This window comes from uncultured Algoriphagus sp. (assembly GCF_963974835.1).
Taxonomy (GTDB): Bacteria; Bacteroidota; Bacteroidia; order Cytophagales; family Cyclobacteriaceae; genus Algoriphagus.
In genome coordinates, this window is record NZ_CAXBET010000004.1 from 182,356 (window position 1) to 202,007 (window position 19,652).

Genomic DNA, 19,652 nt, shown 5'->3' on the forward strand with positions numbered 1-19,652 from the left:
TCAACCTGAACAAATCCATGTCCGACTTCGGCGACGAGTCAACATTCGAAGATACATTTTTTACTGTTTCCCATACCAGTGAAGGCCTTTATAAAGATAGGAGCAGCAAGTTTTTCTATTTTTCTTTTCCTGTAAAAGATGAAGAGGAGATCAAAAACCATTTGGCCGATCTAAGAAAAAAATATTATGATGCAAGACATCATTGTTTTGCATGGACGCTTGGAAAAGATGGAGATCAATACAGAGCCAATGATGATGGAGAGCCAAATCACTCTGCAGGAGACCCCATATTAGGTCAAATTAGATCTAACAATCTGACAAATATTCTGATTGTAGTGGTTCGTTATTTTGGAGGAACCAAGCTAGGAATGAGCGGCTTGATACAAGCGTATAAAACCTCAGCCGCTCTGGCAATCGAGGAAAATGAAATCAAAGAGGAAAGGGTAAAAGCCTCCGTTTCAATCCAGTTTCCATATCCTGTAATGAACGACGTGATGAAACTCATCAAAACTCACGACCTTCAGATTCTATCTCAGGAAATGACATTGGATTGCCGGATGCAATTAGAATTCCGAAAAGGATTGGAGGAACTTATCGTAAGCTCACTGGAGGAAATTGATGGATTAGAAATCAGCCTTACTTAAATAGCGCATCCAAATACCCTTCAGCATTTAGTTTTTTGAATATCTCCAGGCACCCCCAGGCATCCGTAGCAGCATAGCGTTGCTGCTTAGTTGTAAGAGTTTCTGCTTCCCAATTCGAAACCTGTTCAGACTTAGAAATACGTATTCCCAGCACCATAGCGCATAGATTCCGAACTCCAATATTGATAAAACCTACTCTTTTCAGCTCATCATTCAGATCGAAAAAAGAATTCGGATAGAAAGAGTCTGTAAGCTTTGCCAATCCTTTGATATCATCATGAACAGCTGCTCCTACTTTCACAATACTCTCTTTTTCGAGAATATTCCGAATGGATTCAGGAAACCCAATTGCATTTAATCTAAAAAGAAATGCCTGGGTGGAAGTAGATAACTGAAGCAAGGAAACCTGGTTTACCACTCCCTTTTGAAAGGCAGGTTTGGTCTCAGTATCAAAGCCAATCACCTTTTGCTGAGCAAGAAATTCTGCGACCTCTTCTACATCTTCCTCTTTATCTATCAAAAACATTTCGCCCTCAAACTGTCCCAGCGGAAGAGCGTTTACCTCATCTTTTGTAATCTTAAATGGAATCATACCAACTTTTCTTCTTCTACGTCATCGTAATAGGTGATCCCAATTTTGAAATAGCCATATAGAATGGTCATAAAGGGACTAATAATATTAAAAAAGCAATAAGGTGCGTAAGCCAAAGTAGCCACACCCAGCACCGAAGCTTGAGTAGCTCCGCACGTGTTCCAAGGTACCAAAACAGAAGTAACTGTACCAGAATCCTCCAAAGTTCTACTTAGATTCTCTGGAGCCATACCTCTTTTTTTGTACACATCCGCATACATTCTTCCAGGTACCAAGATTGCTAAATACTGATCTGAAGTTGTGATGTTGAAGAACACGCAGGTAGCCACAGTGGATGCGATCAAAGATCCCACACTATGGACTTTCTGGATTATCGCCTCAGCCAGAACTCTTAGCATTCCGCTTTCTTCCATGATTCCTCCAAATACCATCGCTGAAATTATCAACCAAATAGTGTACATCATTCCAGCCATTCCGCTAGTAACAAGTAATTCGTTCACTACATCATTTTTAGTAGAAATGCTGATTTCTCCATAGAGAGACATCATCACTGCCTTAAAACTTTGGTAAGCATACGAAGCGTTTTCATTGGCAATCAGTTGAATGATTTCCGGCTGGAAAATCACTGCGAAAACTCCCCCCAAAAGTGCACCTGTAAGCAAAGCTGGAATAGCTGGCACCTTTTTCACTATCATCACTATCACCAATACCGGGACTATAAATAGCCAACCAGTTACATTAAATTTCTGTGAAATCACATCTGAAATAGTCTGCACGTCATTCACAGTTCCATTTGCCTCATAGTTCAAACCTATCACTACAAAAATAATTAAGGTGATAGAAATGGAAGGGATTGTAGTTTTCGCCATATATCGGATATGGGTAAATAAATCCGTACCTGCCATCGCAGGAGCTAGGTTAGTTGTATCGGAAAGTGGGGACATTTTATCACCAAAATACGCTCCTGAAATAATCGAACCAGCGATAATCCCTTCTTCAAAACCAAGTGCTTTGCCTATCCCTAAAAGCGCAACACCTACTGTAGCTACTGTAGTCCAACTACTTCCCGTAGCCACGGAAACTATGGAACTTACAATACATGCGGCCACCAAGAATATCGCAGGGCTAAGAATCTGAAGTCCGTAATAAATCATCGCCGGGACAATTCCGCTTAGCAGCCAAGTACCCGCCAGTGCTCCAATTAGAAAAAGAATAAGAATACTGGACATCGCCGCGCTGATGCTTTTAATAACACCGTCCTGAAGCGTTTCCCAATTATATCCTAGACGGAATATCGCTACCAAAGCAGCAACCATGGAAGAAAGAATAAGTACGATTTGATTGGAACCAGAAAGTCCATCCGTTCCGAAAACTTGAATATTTAATACCAAAAGAATGATCAAAAAAACCAGGGGTATTAGAGCGTCAAAAACTTTGGGAGTGCGGGTTAAACCTTGCATTAAATAGGGTTGGGTGAGTTAAGAGTCTGAATCTAAGAAAAAAAATTTATTACATCTTGGAGATAAGTACAGAAAGCTCCTTCCCCGCCTGCCAACCGATGGCCACCCCCATTCCGCCAAGTCTCACTGCAGCTGCAGTTTTGAGCCCAACTTGCTGGATAATTGGAGACTTTATTTTGCCAAAAGCCATAATTCCAGTCCATTCTGTGTCCCATTGAATATTTTTCGCAGGAAAAATCACTTCCGTCGCCAATTTTTCTAAATGCGATTTTATTTTTGGATTCACAGTAAAATCGGTACTGCTCTCACCCTCAAAGTCCTTATTTCTAGCTCCGCCTAGAAGAAGCCTTCCGTCAATTTGCCTAAAATACACATAGCCTTTATCCATATGAAATGTTCCCTTCCAAGGAAGCTTAAAATCCAATGGTTCGGATAGCAGTATCAAACCCCTTCCAGGATTGATGTCAGATTCCGGCCAAAGCTTTTTGGTAAAAGCATTCGTACAAATGGCGATTTTACTTCCTTTGAATTCTAAATTCGTTTTACCAGATCCATCTTCACCTAATACTATCCCTTCATCTTTATTGATTTCGTACACTGAAATACCTGTTAAAATTCGGATTCCTTCCCGTTGGGCTAAATTCCAAAGTGAACTCATATACTTACCTGGATCTAATTCCCCTTCGAATTTATTTTTGACAATTGCTTTGATCTGCCCTGAAAACCCCATTTTACCGGGATTTTTTACTAGAGAAAAAACATCCTCTTTGAAAATTGGCTTGAGCAATTTATTCACCCCAGCCATTTGTTCAATTACTTTCAACTGGCTCTCATCCAAAAGTTCGTAACCATTCACGTGAGAATAGCCTAAATTTTTATCTCCAAATTGTTTCCTTATCGAGTTTAGTCCTTTATACCTTCGCTCCACCAATGCCAGAACTTCGTCCTGACTCATCGACCAAAAATCGTCCAAAATCTCAGTCAAACTACCAAAACAAGCGAAGCCTGCATTTTTTGTACTTGCTCCCGTAGGGAAAATTCCTCTCTCCATCACGAGAACCTTAGCTTTTGGATGCTTCTTTTTAAAATGGATGGCTGTAGAAAGGCCTACAAAGCCGGATCCAATGACTATAAGATCAAATTTAAAAAAGTGTTTATTCTCCCAATAACTGAACATTTCGATTTTTTGAAAAAGGAATTAAAATAGATTTAGTATTTTAATTAAATCTAAGCCATATAATCCCAAAATACCATGAGAAAAATAGATTCGTTATTCCTCGAATACGGGCTAAGTCATCAAAACATGACAAATAAGCTCATACATTGGTTTTGTGTGCCCGCTATTTTCTTCAGTATAGTTGGGCTAATTTTTAGCATACCTACAGGCCCACTTCCGAGTTTACTTCCGTTCTTAGGCCATTTCGCAAATTGGGCCACGGTGGTATTAATCTTAGTTCTGATCTATTACCTTATGCTTTCCATTCCTTTGACTTTAGGTATGTTCCTATTCTCAGCAGTATGTTTGGCGGTGGCAAATTTCATAGATTTAAATTTCCCTGGTAAACTTTGGATGATCAGTATTGGGATTTTTATACTTGCATGGTTCATGCAATTTTATGGGCACAAGATCGAGGGCAAGAAGCCTACATTTCTGAAAGATCTTCAATTCCTACTGATAGGACCCGCATGGCTGATGCACTTTTTATATAAAAAGTGGGGACTTGCTTATTGAGGGCTTGCTGTTCCGATCAAAACGCTATCTTCAACCACAGGTTGATCTTTAGTAAAGAGCTCTTCTAACCGCCGCAAAGAACTTTGATTTTTGAGCGTATACACACTTTCCAGAATTGATTTTTTCTCCCGGGCAGTCAATCGCCAATTCAGAGAAGCACGCTGCATGGTCTCCTGGCTCTCTGTCAATTCCTCAGCTTGCACTTTCTCAGGTGCATATTCAAACTCAATTCTTTCCAAATCAAAAGGCATAGATTCCGCCATATAATTAAATAATACTTCATTTTGGATTGTTTGCACATTATCCCAATTGGCATAGATGTTTTTCAGTGGCGTAAAGACCTTTTGAAAAATCCGGGGAGGATAGCTGGGTGCTATTTCAGTCACTTTTTCAGAATCACGGATTGTGATTAGTACTACACCATCCGTGTTTTCATTGATCCAAGATTGAAAAACATACATAAAACGTAAAGCATCCTGAATTCCAAAATTATCCGACAACCCAGTATCCATGGTTTCCATGACCGGATCAGAAGGAAGTTCGATATTTGGGGTCACAAAGGGAAAAGTAGCACTCATTCTAAGAGCGGAAAGGAATCTAAGATTTTTGGAATCATGAGATTCGAAGAATCTTAGAAAATCTATCGTTTGTTTTTTCTCATCATCTCCAAACTTCCCTAGCATAGAAGTTCCAAAAAATGACATTGAGTTAGGAGAAATCACCAATTTTCTACCATCATTGGTGATCAACGTAGTAACTGGAAGTAGCGGAATGCTTGCCGAAAATTCTGGTTTCTTATATTCAGAAATCGGCTTATCCAAGATTCCTTCAGTGTTTTGGTTAAGCTGATTTTCAAAAGCATAACCTCGATCCTTAAGATACTTACGTCCATTGTAATGGAAATTTTGATTTCTGATCAGCAGATCGTTCACCAGTAATGTGAAAATAATAGGATTGAGATTATCAGCGGAGATTTGATCTAGGTACTTTTTGTCCATAGGATTCACCGAAGTATCAGATAAAGATCTGAGGTAAATCTCTCTAAAAAAGGCTTCACCGAGTACCCCACCTGAAGCTCCAGTGAGGAGTTCCGTGTGCTTCATCACCTCTCCTTTTTCTATCGCATAGATACTTTGAAGAATATTGACAGTCCATAGGGCAGCCCTCTGCCCTCCTCCACTGGCGGTAATCATCACTAGCTTTGGCTTAGACTCATCAGGAAACTTTGCTTTCCAATTGTCCAAAATCTTTAGCACATTGTCCCGGTCCTTTTTGACCAGTTCTGGAGTCAAGAGAGAGTCCATACGAGCCAAACTATAGTTAGCTGGCGGAATCGAATAATCCAAGCCATATGCTTCATGTGGGCGATTCAGAAAATTAAAATTGCTGAAATAATTCGCAAGAATCAGAAATGCAAAGACAGTAAAGGTAGACCATCTTCTCAACCAAAAACTTACAGCTCCTACCAGCATAATTAATATAGCAAACAGTAACGTCGCACTCATCGCTGCTGGCAATTGTAAAAAAGGATTCTCCTTGAAAAATCCCAAAAACAGAATAAATAGGATTAATACTATTTGAATGATAAACAGATTTAAGTGATTCTGATCAAACACTCTAAGCAACTTGGTCCCTTCAAAACGGGAAATATCAGGTCTGACTTTTTGAGGCTTAAGGTTGATATCCAAGTAATAAAGCACCTTGTATTTTTGCGATTTTAGATCTTTGTATTGACTAAGCACATTGGCTCTGGTCAGTCTCACTTTACGCAGCCTTTTATCAACAGTCCCCGCAAAGAGGATAAAAAAATCCTTGTTTGTAAAAGAGAAATAACCAAAAATAACAGAGAAAGTAATTACACTTCCGCCCAAAAATCCCAAAAAATAAAATAACACTAGCCAGTCATTTGGCAAGTCGTTTCCAAGTTGGAAACTTATGAATCTCACAATGTAGGTCAAGTAAAAAATCAATGGAATTACACCATTATTAATACAATAATGGATAAATGGTTTGCTCTCAATCGCCAAAAAAGGAAAATGGCGTCCATCCATAATGTAAGTAGACATGTGGAATGCCATAGTTAGCGTGGCAAAGCCTATACCCATCAAAAAAAAGCTGATCCAGGATACCTGGTGTAAATATTCAGGATCGAGAAAGAGAAAGGGAATACCTAGCATGACACCAAAATATTCTAAAATAACCCCAATGAGAACTATCCAAATGAGAAGAAGCCCTAGGTTTTTTCTCAGATGAAGTAAAAATAATTGTACCGGAAAGCTGTACCAGATTTTGTCCCGCATGTAGTAGGTTTTGCGATAATTTACTGTTTTTCTTTAACTCCCCACAATTCAAGATGCTTTCAAGCAATTTGGAATTTTTACTTTTCACATAATTAAATAAATCAAATTGACGGTCAGTCACTTACTTCAATGCGTGATGGACTATGGATTTCTTACAATAAAAATTGCCTTGTCCTTCTAAGGATATATTTTACCTTCGAAATTCAAATAGAAAGATATGAGAACCTGGTTTTTGTGCAAAGTCAAGTACGCTAAAGAAAATGAACAAGGATTGCTGAAGAATATATCAGAGCAATACCTAGTGGATGCAGTATCCTTCACCGAGTCCGAAGCAATTCTATACGATAGACTAGCTTCCCAGATCAGGGGAGATTTTCAGGTGACTGGGATCAGCAAGAGTAATATTGTGGATGTTTTCTTTTACGAGGATGCAGACATATGGCACAAGTGCAAAATCTCCTACATGGTAGCAGATGGAGAGAGTGGCAAAGAAAAGAAAGTAACTCAATATATGATCGTCACAGCAAATGACGTCAAAGAAGCATATGACAGGATTCAGGAAAGTTTAGGGAATATGCTAGTTAGCTTTAGAGTTCCAGACATTGTAGAAAGTCCAATTGTAGAGGTATTTCCATATGAACGTGACGAAGTAGCGGAACAATTACCTGAAGGCAATTTCAGACCTGTATCTGAAATCAACCAAGATGAAGAGTAATTTCTCTCCGACATTAAAATTAAAAAGGCCGCAATTGCGGCCTTTTTAATTAATCTGAATACATCTTTACTTTGCTTCTTCTACTTGGGCGATTTCGTAGACATCCCTTCCATCTACCTGAACTGGTAAATAGTAAGTGTCCCCATATTTAACATAAGTTTCATCCCCTATCTTCACTTCCTCCGCACCTTCAGGAAGTTGGTCAACAATAGCACCTGCAGGAGGCGGAACTACAGTGTATTCTCCATTTTCCTTTTCATAATAAGTGCCTCCGTAATAATAATTATTAACTGTAGGGCTTACTTCTACGATCTGTGCATCATTTGGAATTACTTTGACTGTTGCGCCCTGAGGAGCTTCCACTACTACATACCCTCCGTCGGATTCCTCATAAAATACCCCTTGATCATAATGATACTTTTGGTTTTCTACTGATACAATAATAGCTGTAGTCGCTAGAGTAGCGATGAAGAAACCCCAAGGATGCCACATAGGACCCCAATAGAACGGAGTGAATGGATGATAATAATATGGTCTAAAACATGAAAACCCAAAACCTCCCCATATGACAGGCGGTCGGGGGTATGGACGGTAAGGTGGACGATACGCCACGTTTCGATTATTTCTTACGTTCACATTGACATTTTTACTATTGTCTATATTGACTCTATTGCCGATGTTGTTTCCGGAGTTATTACCAATTTTATTATCCTTGATATTGGCAACTTTACTATTGTTGTTCACTTTATTAGTAACCCTGCTAGACCCTCCATTAAGTGTAGGTCTAGAGCTGGAATTTGACGCTTTATTGACTGTGGGGCGACTGGCAGTCCTCGTAGTAGCCGGACGGGACGGAGATCTACTAGTCGTACGTGAAGGTGCTTGACGGGTAGTGGTTGGCCTTGCTGCACCGCGGCCAGCTGCAGCTCCTCTCATCCGCTGTGCTTCTGCCATATCTGGCAAAGCCAGCATTGCGAATATCCCAAAGGTTATTGCAACTATTTTTATATTATATGTTTTCATGTCGATCAGTTTTAAATTTTAATCCTTTTTGATCCAGGTAATCTGCTTCGCTTTTGGAGGTGGCAAAAATTCAAACATGGATTCAGGATAAACATTGTTTAGCTCCCAGTCAGAAAAATCAGTCTCATGCTGATGAGATTGAAGCCCATCCAGATAAGTGATTACCGTTTTCAACGGTAAGTAATAGCCATCATCAGAAATCCAAAGCTGAATTGTTGCGTGCTGATTTGAAGCCCCAATATGAAATGCCCGTGAGTCATTGATGTGAGTAACTCCCAAAAATTCGATGTAATCCATTTCATCTGCAAAATCCTTTGAAAAACTAGGATAGAACAGATCAGCTGTGGTCAATTCCACTCCAAAATCATAGTAAAGCCAATCAATGGTCTCAATTAAATTATCCGGAGCATCAGCTACTGTGTAAAGATTATTGGCAAAGGAATAGTAGATCACCTGGGATCCGTTATAAGAATACAAGTCTTCTCTTTTCTCTCCTGTAACACGAGCGTAGAATTTATTCGGACCAGCAAATCTCACTACGCTTGATCCGAATTCCTTGATGAAAAAATCTTCAGAATAAGCTACATCTTTAGAAACTTTGGAGGTGAATCCTACGGAGCTCAAATCGCCGAACATACCACTCATCTTATCTAGAATCATCAAGGCTGTGGTATCCATTTTTTTATCTTGGGCTTGCGCAAAATGACCCATAAGGATCCACAATAGCCCGAAACAAATTTTCTTTATCATAAATCCTGTTTAAAGTTTGATTAAAAAACAACAAATAAATATAACAAAATCCCTCTAAATGATTAACAATCAGAAACTTTGATAAGCTCAAAGAATATCATTTCAGTTATTTAAATGAGTAGTAAACTGATTTTTAAATCATAGACACCGTAGGAAAAAATGGTGTTAATTTAAATCGTGGAAAGCATTTTTAGAGCTCAGAATGAAAAATCGAAGCAACGCCTAATTAAGTTTTAAATATAATTTTATGCTTTTTGAATAAAATTATATGTTCTTTAATTTTTGAACGATCAAATAGCCTAATATTGTAATATGAACGATTGGGAAGCGATTAAACCTTTGAGCAACTTAGCCTTAGTTTCTGAGTATTTTCTTCAGATTACTTTAGACAAGACAGGTAAGGTTATAAAGGCCGGCTCCAAACTTGGAACTACGACCCCTTCCTTCGATCTACATGAAAATCCAAGTTATTTTAAAGATTATTTTTTAGTATCAAATTGGGCTCATTATGATAGCCAAAGACTAAAAGCAAAAAGTAATTTGCACAGATCATTTTTAGTCAATCTGGATAAAATCATTCACTCGGAAAGCAGGACAATCGCTACCAAATGGGAGTTTTTCTTTATTTCAGAAGACTTTGATGTTTGCCTAGGAATTGGGCATCCTGTCCTTGAAAGCAAGGTATCCGATCCTAGTTTGGGAGATTTATTCGATAGTTCAATTTCTGGAAACAAAGAATTGTTTGACAGTTTGCTCGAAGATAAGCTTTTGGGTTTTTGGGAATTTGATCTTCAAAGCAAAACAGACTACATCAGCCAAGGACTTGGACAAATGCTTGGTTATTCTCAGAAAGAACTGGAAAACTCCAACGCAATTTCCTGGCAGCAACATGTACATCCGGAAGATTATTCAAGTCTTGTAAAAGATCTTACTTATCATTTTCAGATCAAAGGAAGTGTTCCATTTAAAAAAGAATTTAGGATCAATTCGAAAACTGGCCAAACAATCTGGGTTTTGGGTTTTGGAAAGACAATACAATGGTCTGGTATAGGCCATCCTATAAAAGTATTGGGTTGCTTAGTTGACATCTCTGAGCGAAAAAAACAGGAAATCTCTTTAAAAGAGCATCACGAATTTTTACAGGAACTGGCATTCGAACAATCTCATTCGTTACGAGCCAGAGTGGCAAATATTTTAGGTATTTTGGAAATCATGGATGCGGAACCACAAAACAGTGAAGCCAAAAGACTTGTACAGATGATTAAAAATGAAGCCAAAATATTGGATCAATCCCTTATGAAAAGTATTAAGGAATCTGTTTCTCAACGCAAAGCTATTGAAGGAGCAATTCCTCAGGAGACATCTTTTCCTAATAAATAAGATACTACCGCAACTGACTCACATATTTCTGATTTTCCATTTTGCTTTCAGATAGCCCCAAATCACTTTAGGGCTCATTGCTTTTTTCCGCGTGAAGCTTCCATTATGTCCCACATTTCTTCTGGAATCTGATCTAAATTATTGAATTCCCCTGCTCCTTTTAGCCATTCACCACCGTCAATTGTCATTACCTCTCCATTAACATAACTGGAATAATCAGACACCAAATAGGCTGCAAGATTAGCTAGCTCCTGATGCTCTCCTACCCTGCCTACTGGTACCTTCTTGGCAGGATCAAATTTCTTCACTAATTCTCCAGGCAATAAGCGACTCCAGGCTCCTTCTGTAGGAAATGGTCCAGGAGCAATCGCATTTGATCGAATGCCATATTTAGCCCATTCCACAGCCAAAGACCTAGTTAAAGCCAGTACACCTGCTTTTGCTGCGGCAGAAGGTACCACGTATCCAGAGCCTGTCCATGCATAGGTAGTGACTATATTTAGAAATGTGCCTGCTTGGTTATTAGCAATCCAGTCTTTCCCAGCAGTCAGCGTGACTTGTGAGGTTCCTTTCAACACAATATCCAATACGGTATTAAAAGCATTTGTAGAAAGTCTCTCTGTAGGACTGATAAAATTCCCAGCCGCATTGTTTAACACAACATGAATTTGGCCCAATTGATTAGTAGCTTCTTTCCACATTTTTTTAACCTGATCAATCTCCCTTACATCACACGCTAATGGGATAACTTTGCCTCCCTTCTCAGCCATCATTTCTTTAGCCGTTTCTAAAAGGACATCCATTTTCCTGGAAGTGATAACTAGATTTGCTCCTAGCTCTAAAAAGTACTCTCCCATAGACCTGCCAAGACCAGTGCCGCCTCCTGTGACAAGTATATTTTTCCCTTTCAGAGCCCCTTCTTTAAGCATACCTTCTGCTAAAATCATAAATTTGTGGTTTATCGTCGATTTCGAAGATAGTTATTTCGGCTTGGTAATTGAAGAAGGAAAAACAAACCAACTCTGATATTTTCAAAATTCACAACATGAGAAAAATACTTTTCGGACTAATTGTCTTATTGCCAATATTGATGAGCTGTAAAGAAGAGGAGGATAAAGTAATTCAGACGGATTTGCCAACTGAGGCAAATGACCTGTTCAGAATATCAAAAGCCTGGAACGAAAGTCTATATTTTGCAATGATTTCTTGGGAGGAGTATCAACAGATAGATTCACTTAAATTACCTAACGACCCAATAGTGCATATTAATCAGCAATCCAAAGAAGTCACTTTGGAATTCATCGCGGATAGCGTCAGCATCAAGGCTAACAAAAATTACCGACTTGGTAAACTGATTATATCATATGACACCACAGTGCTAAGTCCAAATCGAAAATGGAGTATGGAATTCGAAGATTACTTTTTTCGAACAGATGCAATTTATGGCAAAAGAAATTTCTCCAGTGACGACAGCCTAGTTTTTTCAGAAGAATTCACGGATATAATTGTAAAAACTGAAAAAGAACTAAGCACCACTTTTTCAGGTAATTTCGTACATGCGGAAAGTTATGCTGAAGATTCCACACGTAGTATTTCCTCTATAGGAAGGATGACGGGCGTCAATCCAGTAGGCCGGAATTTTGAGATCATTTTAGATAGTCCTACCACTCATTCTGTTTTTTGCTATCAGCAAAACGAAATTATTCCCAAAACAGGAAAAGAAACATGGATTGTATCCCGGGCAGGAAATTCCATAGTAAATTACACCACAACGTATGACCCTTTGCAGGACACTTGTAGAGTAGCTGTCAATACAATTTTACCGGATGGAAGAAAATTGCTTATGAATCCAATTCAATAAAAAAGAGGCTGTCCCTAAGTGTGGAACGGCCTCCTTTTCAATTTAATTAGTTGACTTTTAATATCTGTAATAATCAGGCTTGAACGGGCCCTCTACAGTTACACCTATGTATTCTGCCTGTTCTTGGGAAAGCTCTTCCAGATCAACTCCCAATTTAGCTAAGTGCAAAGCTGCTACTTTTTCATCCAAGTGTTTTGGCAAAACATAAACCCCAGGCTGATATTGGTCTGTGTTATTCCACAACTCAAGTTGAGCTAAAGTTTGATTTGTAAATGAATTCGACATCACGAAAGATGGGTGACCAGTGGCACAACCCAGGTTTACTAAACGACCTTCAGCCAACAAAATGATTTCATTTCCATCTACATTGTATAAATCTACTTGAGGTTTAATTTCAACTTTTGTATTTCCGTAAGTTTTGTTCAACCAAGCCATGTCGATTTCATTATCGAAATGACCAATATTACAAACGATAGTTTTATCTCTCATTAATCTGAAATGCTCTTCAGTAATAATATTTTTATTACCCGTAGCAGTCACAACTATATCTGCTTCCTTCACTGCGTCAACCATTTTCTTAACGGCAAAACCATCCATAGCAGCTTGAAGTGCACATATTGGATCAATTTCTGTGACAATAACTCTAGCACCAGCACCTCTCAAAGAAGCTGCAGAACCTTTCCCAACATCACCGTATCCACCTACCACAGCTACTTTTCCAGCCATCATCACGTCAGTTGCTCTTCTAATTGCATCTACCAATGATTCTTTACAACCATATTTGTTATCAAATTTAGATTTAGTGACGGAATCATTTACGTTGATAGCGGGCATAGGAAGCGTGCCATTCTTCATTCTTTCATAGAGTCTATGAACTCCTGTAGTAGTTTCTTCAGAAAGACCTTTGATACCTGCAACAAGCTCAGGATATTGGTCTAATACCATGTTGGTTAAATCACCACCATCATCCAAAATCATATTTAAAGGCTGACGATCTTCTCCGAAGAATAATGTCTGTTCTATACACCAATCGAAATCCTTCTCATTCAAACCTTTCCATGCATACACCGAGATACCAGCAGCAGCTATTGCAGCAGCAGCGTGATCCTGAGTAGAAAAAATATTGCACGATGACCAAGTAACTTCAGCCCCGAGAGCAACCAATGTCTCAATCAAAACTGCAGTTTGAATGGTCATATGGAGACATCCTGCTATTCTTGCACCTTTCAATGGCTGAGAGGCTCCGTATTCTTCTCTGAGTGACATCAAACCCGGCATTTCAGCTTCTGCCAATTTGATTTCTTTTCTTCCCCACTCTGCCAAGGAGATGTCTTTTACCTTGTATTGAACGTACTTTTCAGATTTAGTTTCTGACATAATATTGATAGTTAACGTATTTTTTTGCTTAAAACTTCCACAAAGGTACCGCATAAAATTTGGAATCTAAAATAGAAACTGACTATGCAAAAGTTATCTCCTTTAGTCCAAAAGCTATCTTTTCTCCGCTTTCCAATTCCATTTCAAGTTTACCTTCTTCACAGATACCAACAATTTTTCCCAGAAAATGTTGTCCATTTGCTATATATTTTGCCCACATTTCTCGCCTATACAAATGAATCAGATACTCATCTTTGATTCTATTCCACTTTCCCTTTTTCAATTGTATATAACTTAGCTCAAGTTGGGTGATTAATAGCCGAAACAGTTCCGTTAATTCTATCTCACTACCAGTGATCGAACGGATAGAAGCTGTATTAGATAAATTAAATTCTTGCTGATTGATGTTTAATCCTATTCCAACAATTGCATATTCCCATTCTTTTCCGGAAAAAATGTTTTCGATCAGTATCCCTCCTAACTTTCCGAATTCTGGCACGATCAGATCATTTGGCCATTTCACTTCCAAACTCGGTAGATAATCCTTGAGCACCTTTCTGATACTATTTGAAATAGCCATATTCAGGTAAAATTGCTCGGTGATGTCCATGAAGTCAGGACGTAGCACGATCGAAAAAGTCAAATTTTTTCCGGCTTGAGTTTGCCAACTATTACCACGTTGTCCTTTTCCCTTGGTCTGATGATCACAAATTACAATGGTTCCCTCTATGGCCTGTCTCTTTTTGACCAAATCCAGAGCAATGTCATTTGTAGAGTGACACTCTGGCAGGAAACAGACATCTTTCCCTAAAAAAATCGTATTGGCAAGAATTTTATACATAAATTTTGAATTGGTCGAAAAAGGAAGTTTTTTATCTTCGACATTGTAAAAATAAATGAATAATATGACAGCAGAAGAGCTGAGCAAAGTAATCATCAAAGGAATGGAGGAGAAAAAAGCCTCAGATATTGTTTTGATGGATCTTAGAAATATAAAAAATACAGTAACAGATTTTTTTGTTATTTGCTCTGGCAATTCTGATTCACAACTCGACGCCATCGCAGACTCTATAGAAGAAGAAGTGATCAAAATCGGTCAAGGCACCCCTTATAAAAGTGAAGGAAAAAGTAGCCGGCAGTGGATTCTGGTTGATTATGTGAACGTTGTAGCACATATTTTCCTTAAAGATAAGAGAGCGTTTTATGGATTGGAGGAGCTTTGGGGAGATGCGAAAGTCACCCGAACAGGATAAAAGCATCAAACTTTCATCTTTCTATTCCGTTTTACCTTAAGTTTATAGAATTACCCTAACAAGAAATGAGCGATACTAAGAATAAAACTAAAAAATTCACCCCAAAGACTCCACAAAAACCCAATTTCCAGCTATGGTTAATCATAGCTGCAGTAGCTGTACTACTTGGTCTAACCTATATACAAAACAGGAATTCTGTAGTAGATATAACTCAAAAAAGGTTTGAAGACATGTATTTGGCTGGGGACTTATCCAAAGTAACCATGGTAAAAAATATGGAACGTGTGGATGTCACATTGAAATCTTCTGCTCTAAGTAATGAAAAATATAAAACTGAGCTGGAATCAAATTCAACTTTTTTCAATCCAGCCGGGCCACACTATTCATTTCAGGTAGCCTCTGTAGAGAAGTTTGCAAATGATTTTGATGCACTCAAAGAAGATGTACCGCAGGAAGATCGCATAGAACTGTCAGTAGCCACGGAGGAAAATTGGGGAAGTTACTTCAGCAGCTTTGGCTTCTTAATTTTATTGTTTGTTCTTTTCTGGTTTATGATGAGAAGAATGGCTGGACCTTCAGGGCCAGGCGGACAGATATTCAATGTAGGTAAATCAAAAGCTCAATTGTTTGATGCTGAAAACAAAGTTAAAATCACTTTTGACAATGTGGCAGGATTAGACGAAGCGAAAGAGGAAGTTCAGGAGATTGTAGAATTTCTTAAAAACCCAGGGAAATTCACTAAGCTCGGGGGTAAAATCCCTAAGGGTGCGTTGCTTGTGGGACCTCCAGGTACGGGTAAAACATTGTTGGCTAAAGCTGTAGCTGGTGAAGCTGGTGTTCCATTCTTTACACTTTCAGGTTCTGATTTCGTAGAGATGTTCGTAGGGGTTGGTGCTGCAAGAGTTCGTGATTTATTTAAGCAAGCCAAAGAAAAAGCTCCCTGCATTATCTTCATAGATGAGATCGATGCTATCGGTAGATCTAGAGGGAAAGGTCAGATGCCAGGTTCCAATGACGAAAGAGAGAATACGCTTAACTCACTTTTGGTGGAAATGGATGGATTTGGTACTGACACAGGGGTAATCGTAGTCGCTGCAACCAACAGACCAGACGTATTGGATAGCGCTTTGCTTAGACCAGGCCGTTTTGACAGACAGATCTCTATAGACAAGCCAGATATCAATGGTAGAGAAGCTATTTTCAAAGTCCACTTAAAGCCTATCAAAACAGCTGATGATGTGGATCCTAAAAAATGTGCCGCTCAAACTCCAGGTTTCGCAGGTGCAGAAATAGCGAACGTATGTAATGAGGCCGCCTTGATTGCAGCAAGAAGAAACAAAACCGCTGTAGACATGCAGGATTTTCAGGATGCAGTGGATAGAGTAATTGGCGGACTGGAAAAGAAAAATAAAATCATTTCTCCGGAAGAAAAGAAAATTGTAGCCTTCCACGAAGCAGGTCACGCAGTAGCTGGTTGGTTCTTAGAGCATGCTGATCCATTGGTGAAAGTAAGTATCGTTCCTCGAGGCGTGGCAGCATTGGGCTATGCGCAGTATCTTCCAAAAGAGCAGTTCTTATATCAGACGGAGCAGCTAATGGATGAGATGTGCATGACTCTAGGTGGTCGCGCTGCTGAAGAAATCATCTTTAAAAAAATCTCTACTGGAGCATTAAGCGATTTGGAACGAGTTACCAAACTTGCTTATTCCATAGTATCAGTTTATGGTATGAATGATAAAATCGGAAATGTTTCATTCTATGATTCCAAAGGAGATGGTTATAAAATGACTAAGCCATACTCTGAGACAACAGCTGAAGTGATAGATGAGGAAGTGCGTAAATTGATTCTGTCAGCCTATGATAGAACTAAAGAATTACTTACACACCGCATAAAGGAATTAGAAATATTAGCTAAAGAGCTTTTGGAAAAAGAAATTTTATTCCAAGCTGATTTAGAACGATTAATCGGCAAAAGGCCTTTCGATAAGGAAACAACATATCAAGCTTTCACAAACAAAAAGAATGATTTGAAAGAACCTGATTTGATTTCAAAAGACGGTGAAGGGGAATCTAACCCAGAATCAGCTGATCCTCTTATTGATCCTATTCCGGAGCCAAATTCAGACAATAGAATTTTATAAATAAGAGCCCCGAATTTTTCGGGGCTTTTTCGATTTTGTAATTGTCCATTTATCTTTAGCCATGCAATCAACCCCGCTGGACTTTCCTCTAAATGGAAAAAACCTTTATTTCGCCTCAGATTTTCATCTTGGAGCACCCAATGAAGTTGAAAGTAAAGTGCGTGAAAAACGCATTATAAGATGGCTGGATGTAGTGGCTGAAGATGCTGCCGCAATCTTTTTAGTAGGAGATATTTTTGATTTTTGGTTTGAATATGGACAAGTAATACCTAAGGGTTTCATTCCGTTTATTTCAAAAATACATCAGCTAAGAGAACGTAAAATACCAATCATTTTCTTCACAGGTAACCATGATCTGTGGATGAAAGACTATTTCACTGTTGAACTAGGTATCCCCGTTTATACACATCCCATCGAACTTAAAGTGGAAGGTAAATCTATTCTCGTAGGCCATGGAGATGGATTAGGCCCTGGGGATTATTCATACAAAAGATTAAAAAAGATATTTACAAATTCTGGTTCAAAGTGGCTTTTTAAATGGCTTCATCCTGACATAGGTGTGAAAATAGCCAAAGGTTGGTCGGGCCACAGTCGAATCACGAATAATAAAAAGGATGAAAGCCGTTTTCTAGGAGATGGTGAATGGCTATGGGCATATTGCAAGGAACTGGAATCAAAAAAACATCACGACTTTTACATTTTCGGACACAGGCACTTACCATTAGAACTAGAGGTAGGGAAAAACTCCACGTATTTCAACCTTGGTGAATGGGTGACCCAGAATACATTTTTGACTTTTGATGGCAAAAAAGCCAAGCTTAGCACCTTTGAAGGATGAGGCTACAACTATTTCTGTGGATTTTTCTTGTACCCTTATTTGCTTTGGCACAAAGTCCAGAGAAATTAGGTCTACCAATTGCCCATGTTACACTAGAAGGCCTTGATCTGATTTCATTCGATACCAAAGACCAATTGTTTGCCAGTACAATTTTTGGGGATATTTATTTATTCAGCGACCAAGGCAAGCAACTAAATCTATTTTCACCAGCCAGGCAAGGAAGACTGAACCAGCTAGAGGCTGCATGGACTGTTAATGTTTTTAGTTTCTCTGCAGATCTTCAGGAATACAGAATCCTTGACCGATTTCTTAATCCATTGACAGAAAATGGTTTTTCTTTGGCAGAAATTAATCTGGCTAAGGCATCTTCGCTGGGAAACAATAATGTGATATGGGTATGGGACGAGTCCGATCTTAGACTTATATCCTTAGATTATCGTAGAAACCTAATTGTGCAGGAACAGCCCTTAAATTTAATTCTGGATAGTGATAATCTAGAGGTAGCCGAGATCAGAGAATTCAAAAACCGCCTTTTTATGAATGTCCCTGCTTCAGGGATTTTTATCTTTGACAACCAAGGGAACTTAATGCGTAAAGTCGATGTGAATGGGATTAATAAATTATGCTATTACAACGACCATTTACTTTGGATAGAAGCACTTAACCTAATGGCTTTATCTCTATCAACTAATGAAATTCAGACTTTAGCTCAGCTACCAGATGCAGCATACTATATTCAAATAGGACAAGAAAGGCTTGCTACAGTATCTAAAGATAAAGTCACTCTCTATGTAATTCCTGATTGGATAAAGTCATTGAAGTAACCCCACTTTTTACAGTTAAGTATTCATTCTCAATTTTGCACGCGTTACTTGGAAGCATTCTACTCAGTCCAATCAGCAAAGTTAACGAGCCCGACATTTCATGGCCATATGAAATAATATTAAAAAAGGCCATTTCATTTCTGAAACAGCCTTTTCAAATTCAAGTGAATTGAAATTTATTAGTTGACTTTCACCAACTCAATATCAAAGATCAAATCTTTTCCTGCCAACTGGTGATTAGCATCCAGCGTGATTTTTTCAGCATCAACACCCACAACAGTAACAGGCATCGGCTGGCCATTTCCTCCCTGAAGAGTCAAGGACATTCCTATCTCAGGCTTTATATCCGCAGGGACTTGCGCAATTGGCACATCGATCATCATATCGTCTCTGCGCTCACCGTAAGCCTCAGCTGCTGGTATAGTCACAGTCACTTTGTCTCCTAGGGTCATACCGTCAACAGCCGTATCGAAGCCTTTAATCATATTTCCATCGCCTAAGGTAAATCCTAGCGGCTCACGATTTGCTGAAGTATCAAACACGCTTCCATCTTCTAATTTACCGGTATAATGCACTTGAACTGCATCTCCTTTTTTAGCTTGCATAGTCATTTGTTTTAGTAAAGTACAAAGGTACAAAAATCTCTTTGTGATGAAAACCAAATCAAAGATGTCCGCTTTTAATATAAAACCGTACACTATTGGACACTTTTCTTTCAGAAAGCGGGAATATAGGCTTATATTAGGGTTGGCATCATTTTCC

The 19,652-nt window shown here is 38.8% G+C and carries 19 protein-coding genes; 9 read left to right on the plus strand and 10 right to left on the minus strand.

Annotated features, from left to right (window positions below; all coding sequences use genetic code 11):
• The first annotated feature begins 17 nt into the window (after positions 1-17).
• A complete protein-coding gene (locus tag AACZ73_RS10735) occupies positions 18-644 on the plus strand; it encodes a YigZ family protein (protein WP_339877706.1) in 627 nt (208 codons plus the stop codon).
• Here AACZ73_RS10735 and AACZ73_RS10740 read toward each other — a convergent pair.
• Genes AACZ73_RS10740 through AACZ73_RS10750 form a run of 3 tightly spaced genes read right to left on the minus strand, consistent with a single transcriptional unit; the run spans position 637 to position 3,873 of the window.
• Positions 637-1,236 (minus strand): 3'-5' exonuclease, encoded by a 600-nt coding sequence (locus tag AACZ73_RS10740; RefSeq protein ID WP_339877707.1) that lies wholly within the window; start codon positions 1,234-1,236, stop codon positions 637-639. The two genes, AACZ73_RS10735 and AACZ73_RS10740, sit on opposite strands and share 8 nt — an antisense overlap.
• Complete coding sequence (gene nhaC, locus AACZ73_RS10745) at positions 1,233-2,696, minus strand: Na+/H+ antiporter NhaC (protein WP_339877708.1); 1,464 nt, start codon at positions 2,694-2,696, stop codon at positions 1,233-1,235. The genes AACZ73_RS10740 and nhaC overlap by 4 nt, the downstream gene beginning before the upstream one ends.
• A gap of 49 nt (positions 2,697-2,745) precedes the next feature.
• Complete coding sequence (locus tag AACZ73_RS10750) at positions 2,746-3,873, minus strand: FAD-binding oxidoreductase (protein WP_339877709.1); 1,128 nt, start codon at positions 3,871-3,873, stop codon at positions 2,746-2,748.
• A 75-nt stretch (positions 3,874-3,948) separates the two neighbouring features.
• Here AACZ73_RS10750 and AACZ73_RS10755 point away from each other — a divergent pair, with 75 nt between their 5' ends.
• Positions 3,949-4,428 (plus strand): Mpo1-like protein, encoded by a 480-nt coding sequence (locus AACZ73_RS10755; protein WP_339877711.1) that lies wholly within the window; start codon positions 3,949-3,951, stop codon positions 4,426-4,428.
• On the opposite strand, the gene AACZ73_RS10760 is transcribed toward AACZ73_RS10755, so the two are convergent.
• Positions 4,422-6,728 (minus strand): patatin-like phospholipase family protein, encoded by a 2,307-nt coding sequence (locus tag AACZ73_RS10760; RefSeq protein ID WP_339877713.1) that lies wholly within the window; start codon positions 6,726-6,728, stop codon positions 4,422-4,424. The genes AACZ73_RS10755 and AACZ73_RS10760 overlap by 7 nt on opposite strands.
• Positions 6,729-6,945: 217 nt before the next feature.
• Between AACZ73_RS10760 and AACZ73_RS10765 the strand changes: the two genes are divergently transcribed.
• Positions 6,946-7,443 (plus strand): DUF4494 domain-containing protein, encoded by a 498-nt coding sequence (locus AACZ73_RS10765; protein WP_339877714.1) that lies wholly within the window; start codon positions 6,946-6,948, stop codon positions 7,441-7,443.
• 66 nt (positions 7,444-7,509) lie between these two features.
• Here AACZ73_RS10765 and AACZ73_RS10770 read toward each other — a convergent pair whose 3' ends face one another.
• Positions 7,510-8,466: a DUF6515 family protein gene (locus AACZ73_RS10770; protein ID WP_339877716.1), complete on the minus strand. Its 957-nt coding sequence runs from the start codon at positions 8,464-8,466 to the stop codon at positions 7,510-7,512.
• Between the two features lie 18 nt (positions 8,467-8,484).
• Positions 8,485-9,216: a DUF2092 domain-containing protein gene (locus AACZ73_RS10775; protein ID WP_339877718.1), complete on the minus strand. Its 732-nt coding sequence runs from the start codon at positions 9,214-9,216 to the stop codon at positions 8,485-8,487.
• A 312-nt stretch (positions 9,217-9,528) separates the two neighbouring features.
• Between AACZ73_RS10775 and AACZ73_RS10780 the strand changes: the two genes are divergently transcribed.
• Positions 9,529-10,596 (plus strand): PAS domain S-box protein, encoded by a 1,068-nt coding sequence (locus tag AACZ73_RS10780; protein WP_339877719.1) that lies wholly within the window; start codon positions 9,529-9,531, stop codon positions 10,594-10,596.
• A gap of 74 nt (positions 10,597-10,670) precedes the next feature.
• Here the strand turns inward: AACZ73_RS10780 and AACZ73_RS10785 are convergent, their stop codons facing one another.
• The gene (locus AACZ73_RS10785) at positions 10,671-11,543 is read right to left on the minus strand and encodes an SDR family oxidoreductase (protein WP_339877721.1); all 873 of its coding nucleotides are present in this window, start codon (positions 11,541-11,543) and stop codon (positions 10,671-10,673) included.
• 98 nt (positions 11,544-11,641) lie between these two features.
• Here AACZ73_RS10785 and AACZ73_RS10790 point away from each other — a divergent pair, with 98 nt between their 5' ends.
• The gene (locus AACZ73_RS10790) at positions 11,642-12,457 is read left to right on the plus strand and encodes a hypothetical protein (RefSeq protein WP_339877723.1); all 816 of its coding nucleotides are present in this window, start codon (positions 11,642-11,644) and stop codon (positions 12,455-12,457) included.
• A gap of 57 nt (positions 12,458-12,514) precedes the next feature.
• Here AACZ73_RS10790 and ahcY read toward each other — a convergent pair whose 3' ends face one another.
• On the minus strand, positions 12,515-13,834 hold the full coding sequence (gene ahcY / locus AACZ73_RS10795) for an adenosylhomocysteinase (protein WP_339877725.1): 1,320 nt from the start codon (positions 13,832-13,834) through the stop codon (positions 12,515-12,517).
• 82 nt (positions 13,835-13,916) lie between these two features.
• The gene (locus AACZ73_RS10800; RefSeq protein WP_339877727.1) at positions 13,917-14,675 is read right to left on the minus strand and encodes a biotin--[acetyl-CoA-carboxylase] ligase; all 759 of its coding nucleotides are present in this window, start codon (positions 14,673-14,675) and stop codon (positions 13,917-13,919) included.
• Between the two features lie 64 nt (positions 14,676-14,739).
• Here AACZ73_RS10800 and rsfS point away from each other — a divergent pair, with 64 nt between their 5' ends.
• From rsfS to AACZ73_RS10820, 4 genes are all read left to right on the plus strand, one after another.
• Entirely contained in the window at positions 14,740-15,087 is a 348-nt protein-coding gene (gene rsfS / locus AACZ73_RS10805; RefSeq protein WP_339877729.1) for a ribosome silencing factor, read from the plus strand.
• Between the two features lie 65 nt (positions 15,088-15,152).
• Positions 15,153-17,228 carry an ATP-dependent zinc metalloprotease FtsH gene (ftsH, locus tag AACZ73_RS10810; RefSeq protein ID WP_339877730.1) on the plus strand — a complete coding sequence of 692 codons (2,076 nt, stop codon included), beginning with the start codon at positions 15,153-15,155 and terminating at the stop codon, positions 17,226-17,228.
• Between the two features lie 61 nt (positions 17,229-17,289).
• Positions 17,290-18,066: a UDP-2,3-diacylglucosamine diphosphatase gene (locus tag AACZ73_RS10815; RefSeq protein WP_339877731.1), complete on the plus strand. Its 777-nt coding sequence runs from the start codon at positions 17,290-17,292 to the stop codon at positions 18,064-18,066.
• Complete coding sequence (locus AACZ73_RS10820) at positions 18,063-18,890, plus strand: hypothetical protein (RefSeq protein ID WP_339877732.1); 828 nt, start codon at positions 18,063-18,065, stop codon at positions 18,888-18,890. The genes AACZ73_RS10815 and AACZ73_RS10820 overlap by 4 nt, the downstream gene beginning before the upstream one ends.
• 179 nt (positions 18,891-19,069) lie before the next feature.
• On the opposite strand, the gene AACZ73_RS10825 is transcribed toward AACZ73_RS10820, so the two are convergent.
• Positions 19,070-19,495, minus strand: coding sequence for a peptidylprolyl isomerase (locus AACZ73_RS10825; protein ID WP_339877733.1), 426 nt, complete (start codon positions 19,493-19,495; stop codon positions 19,070-19,072).
• Positions 19,496-19,652: the final 157 nt, after the last annotated feature.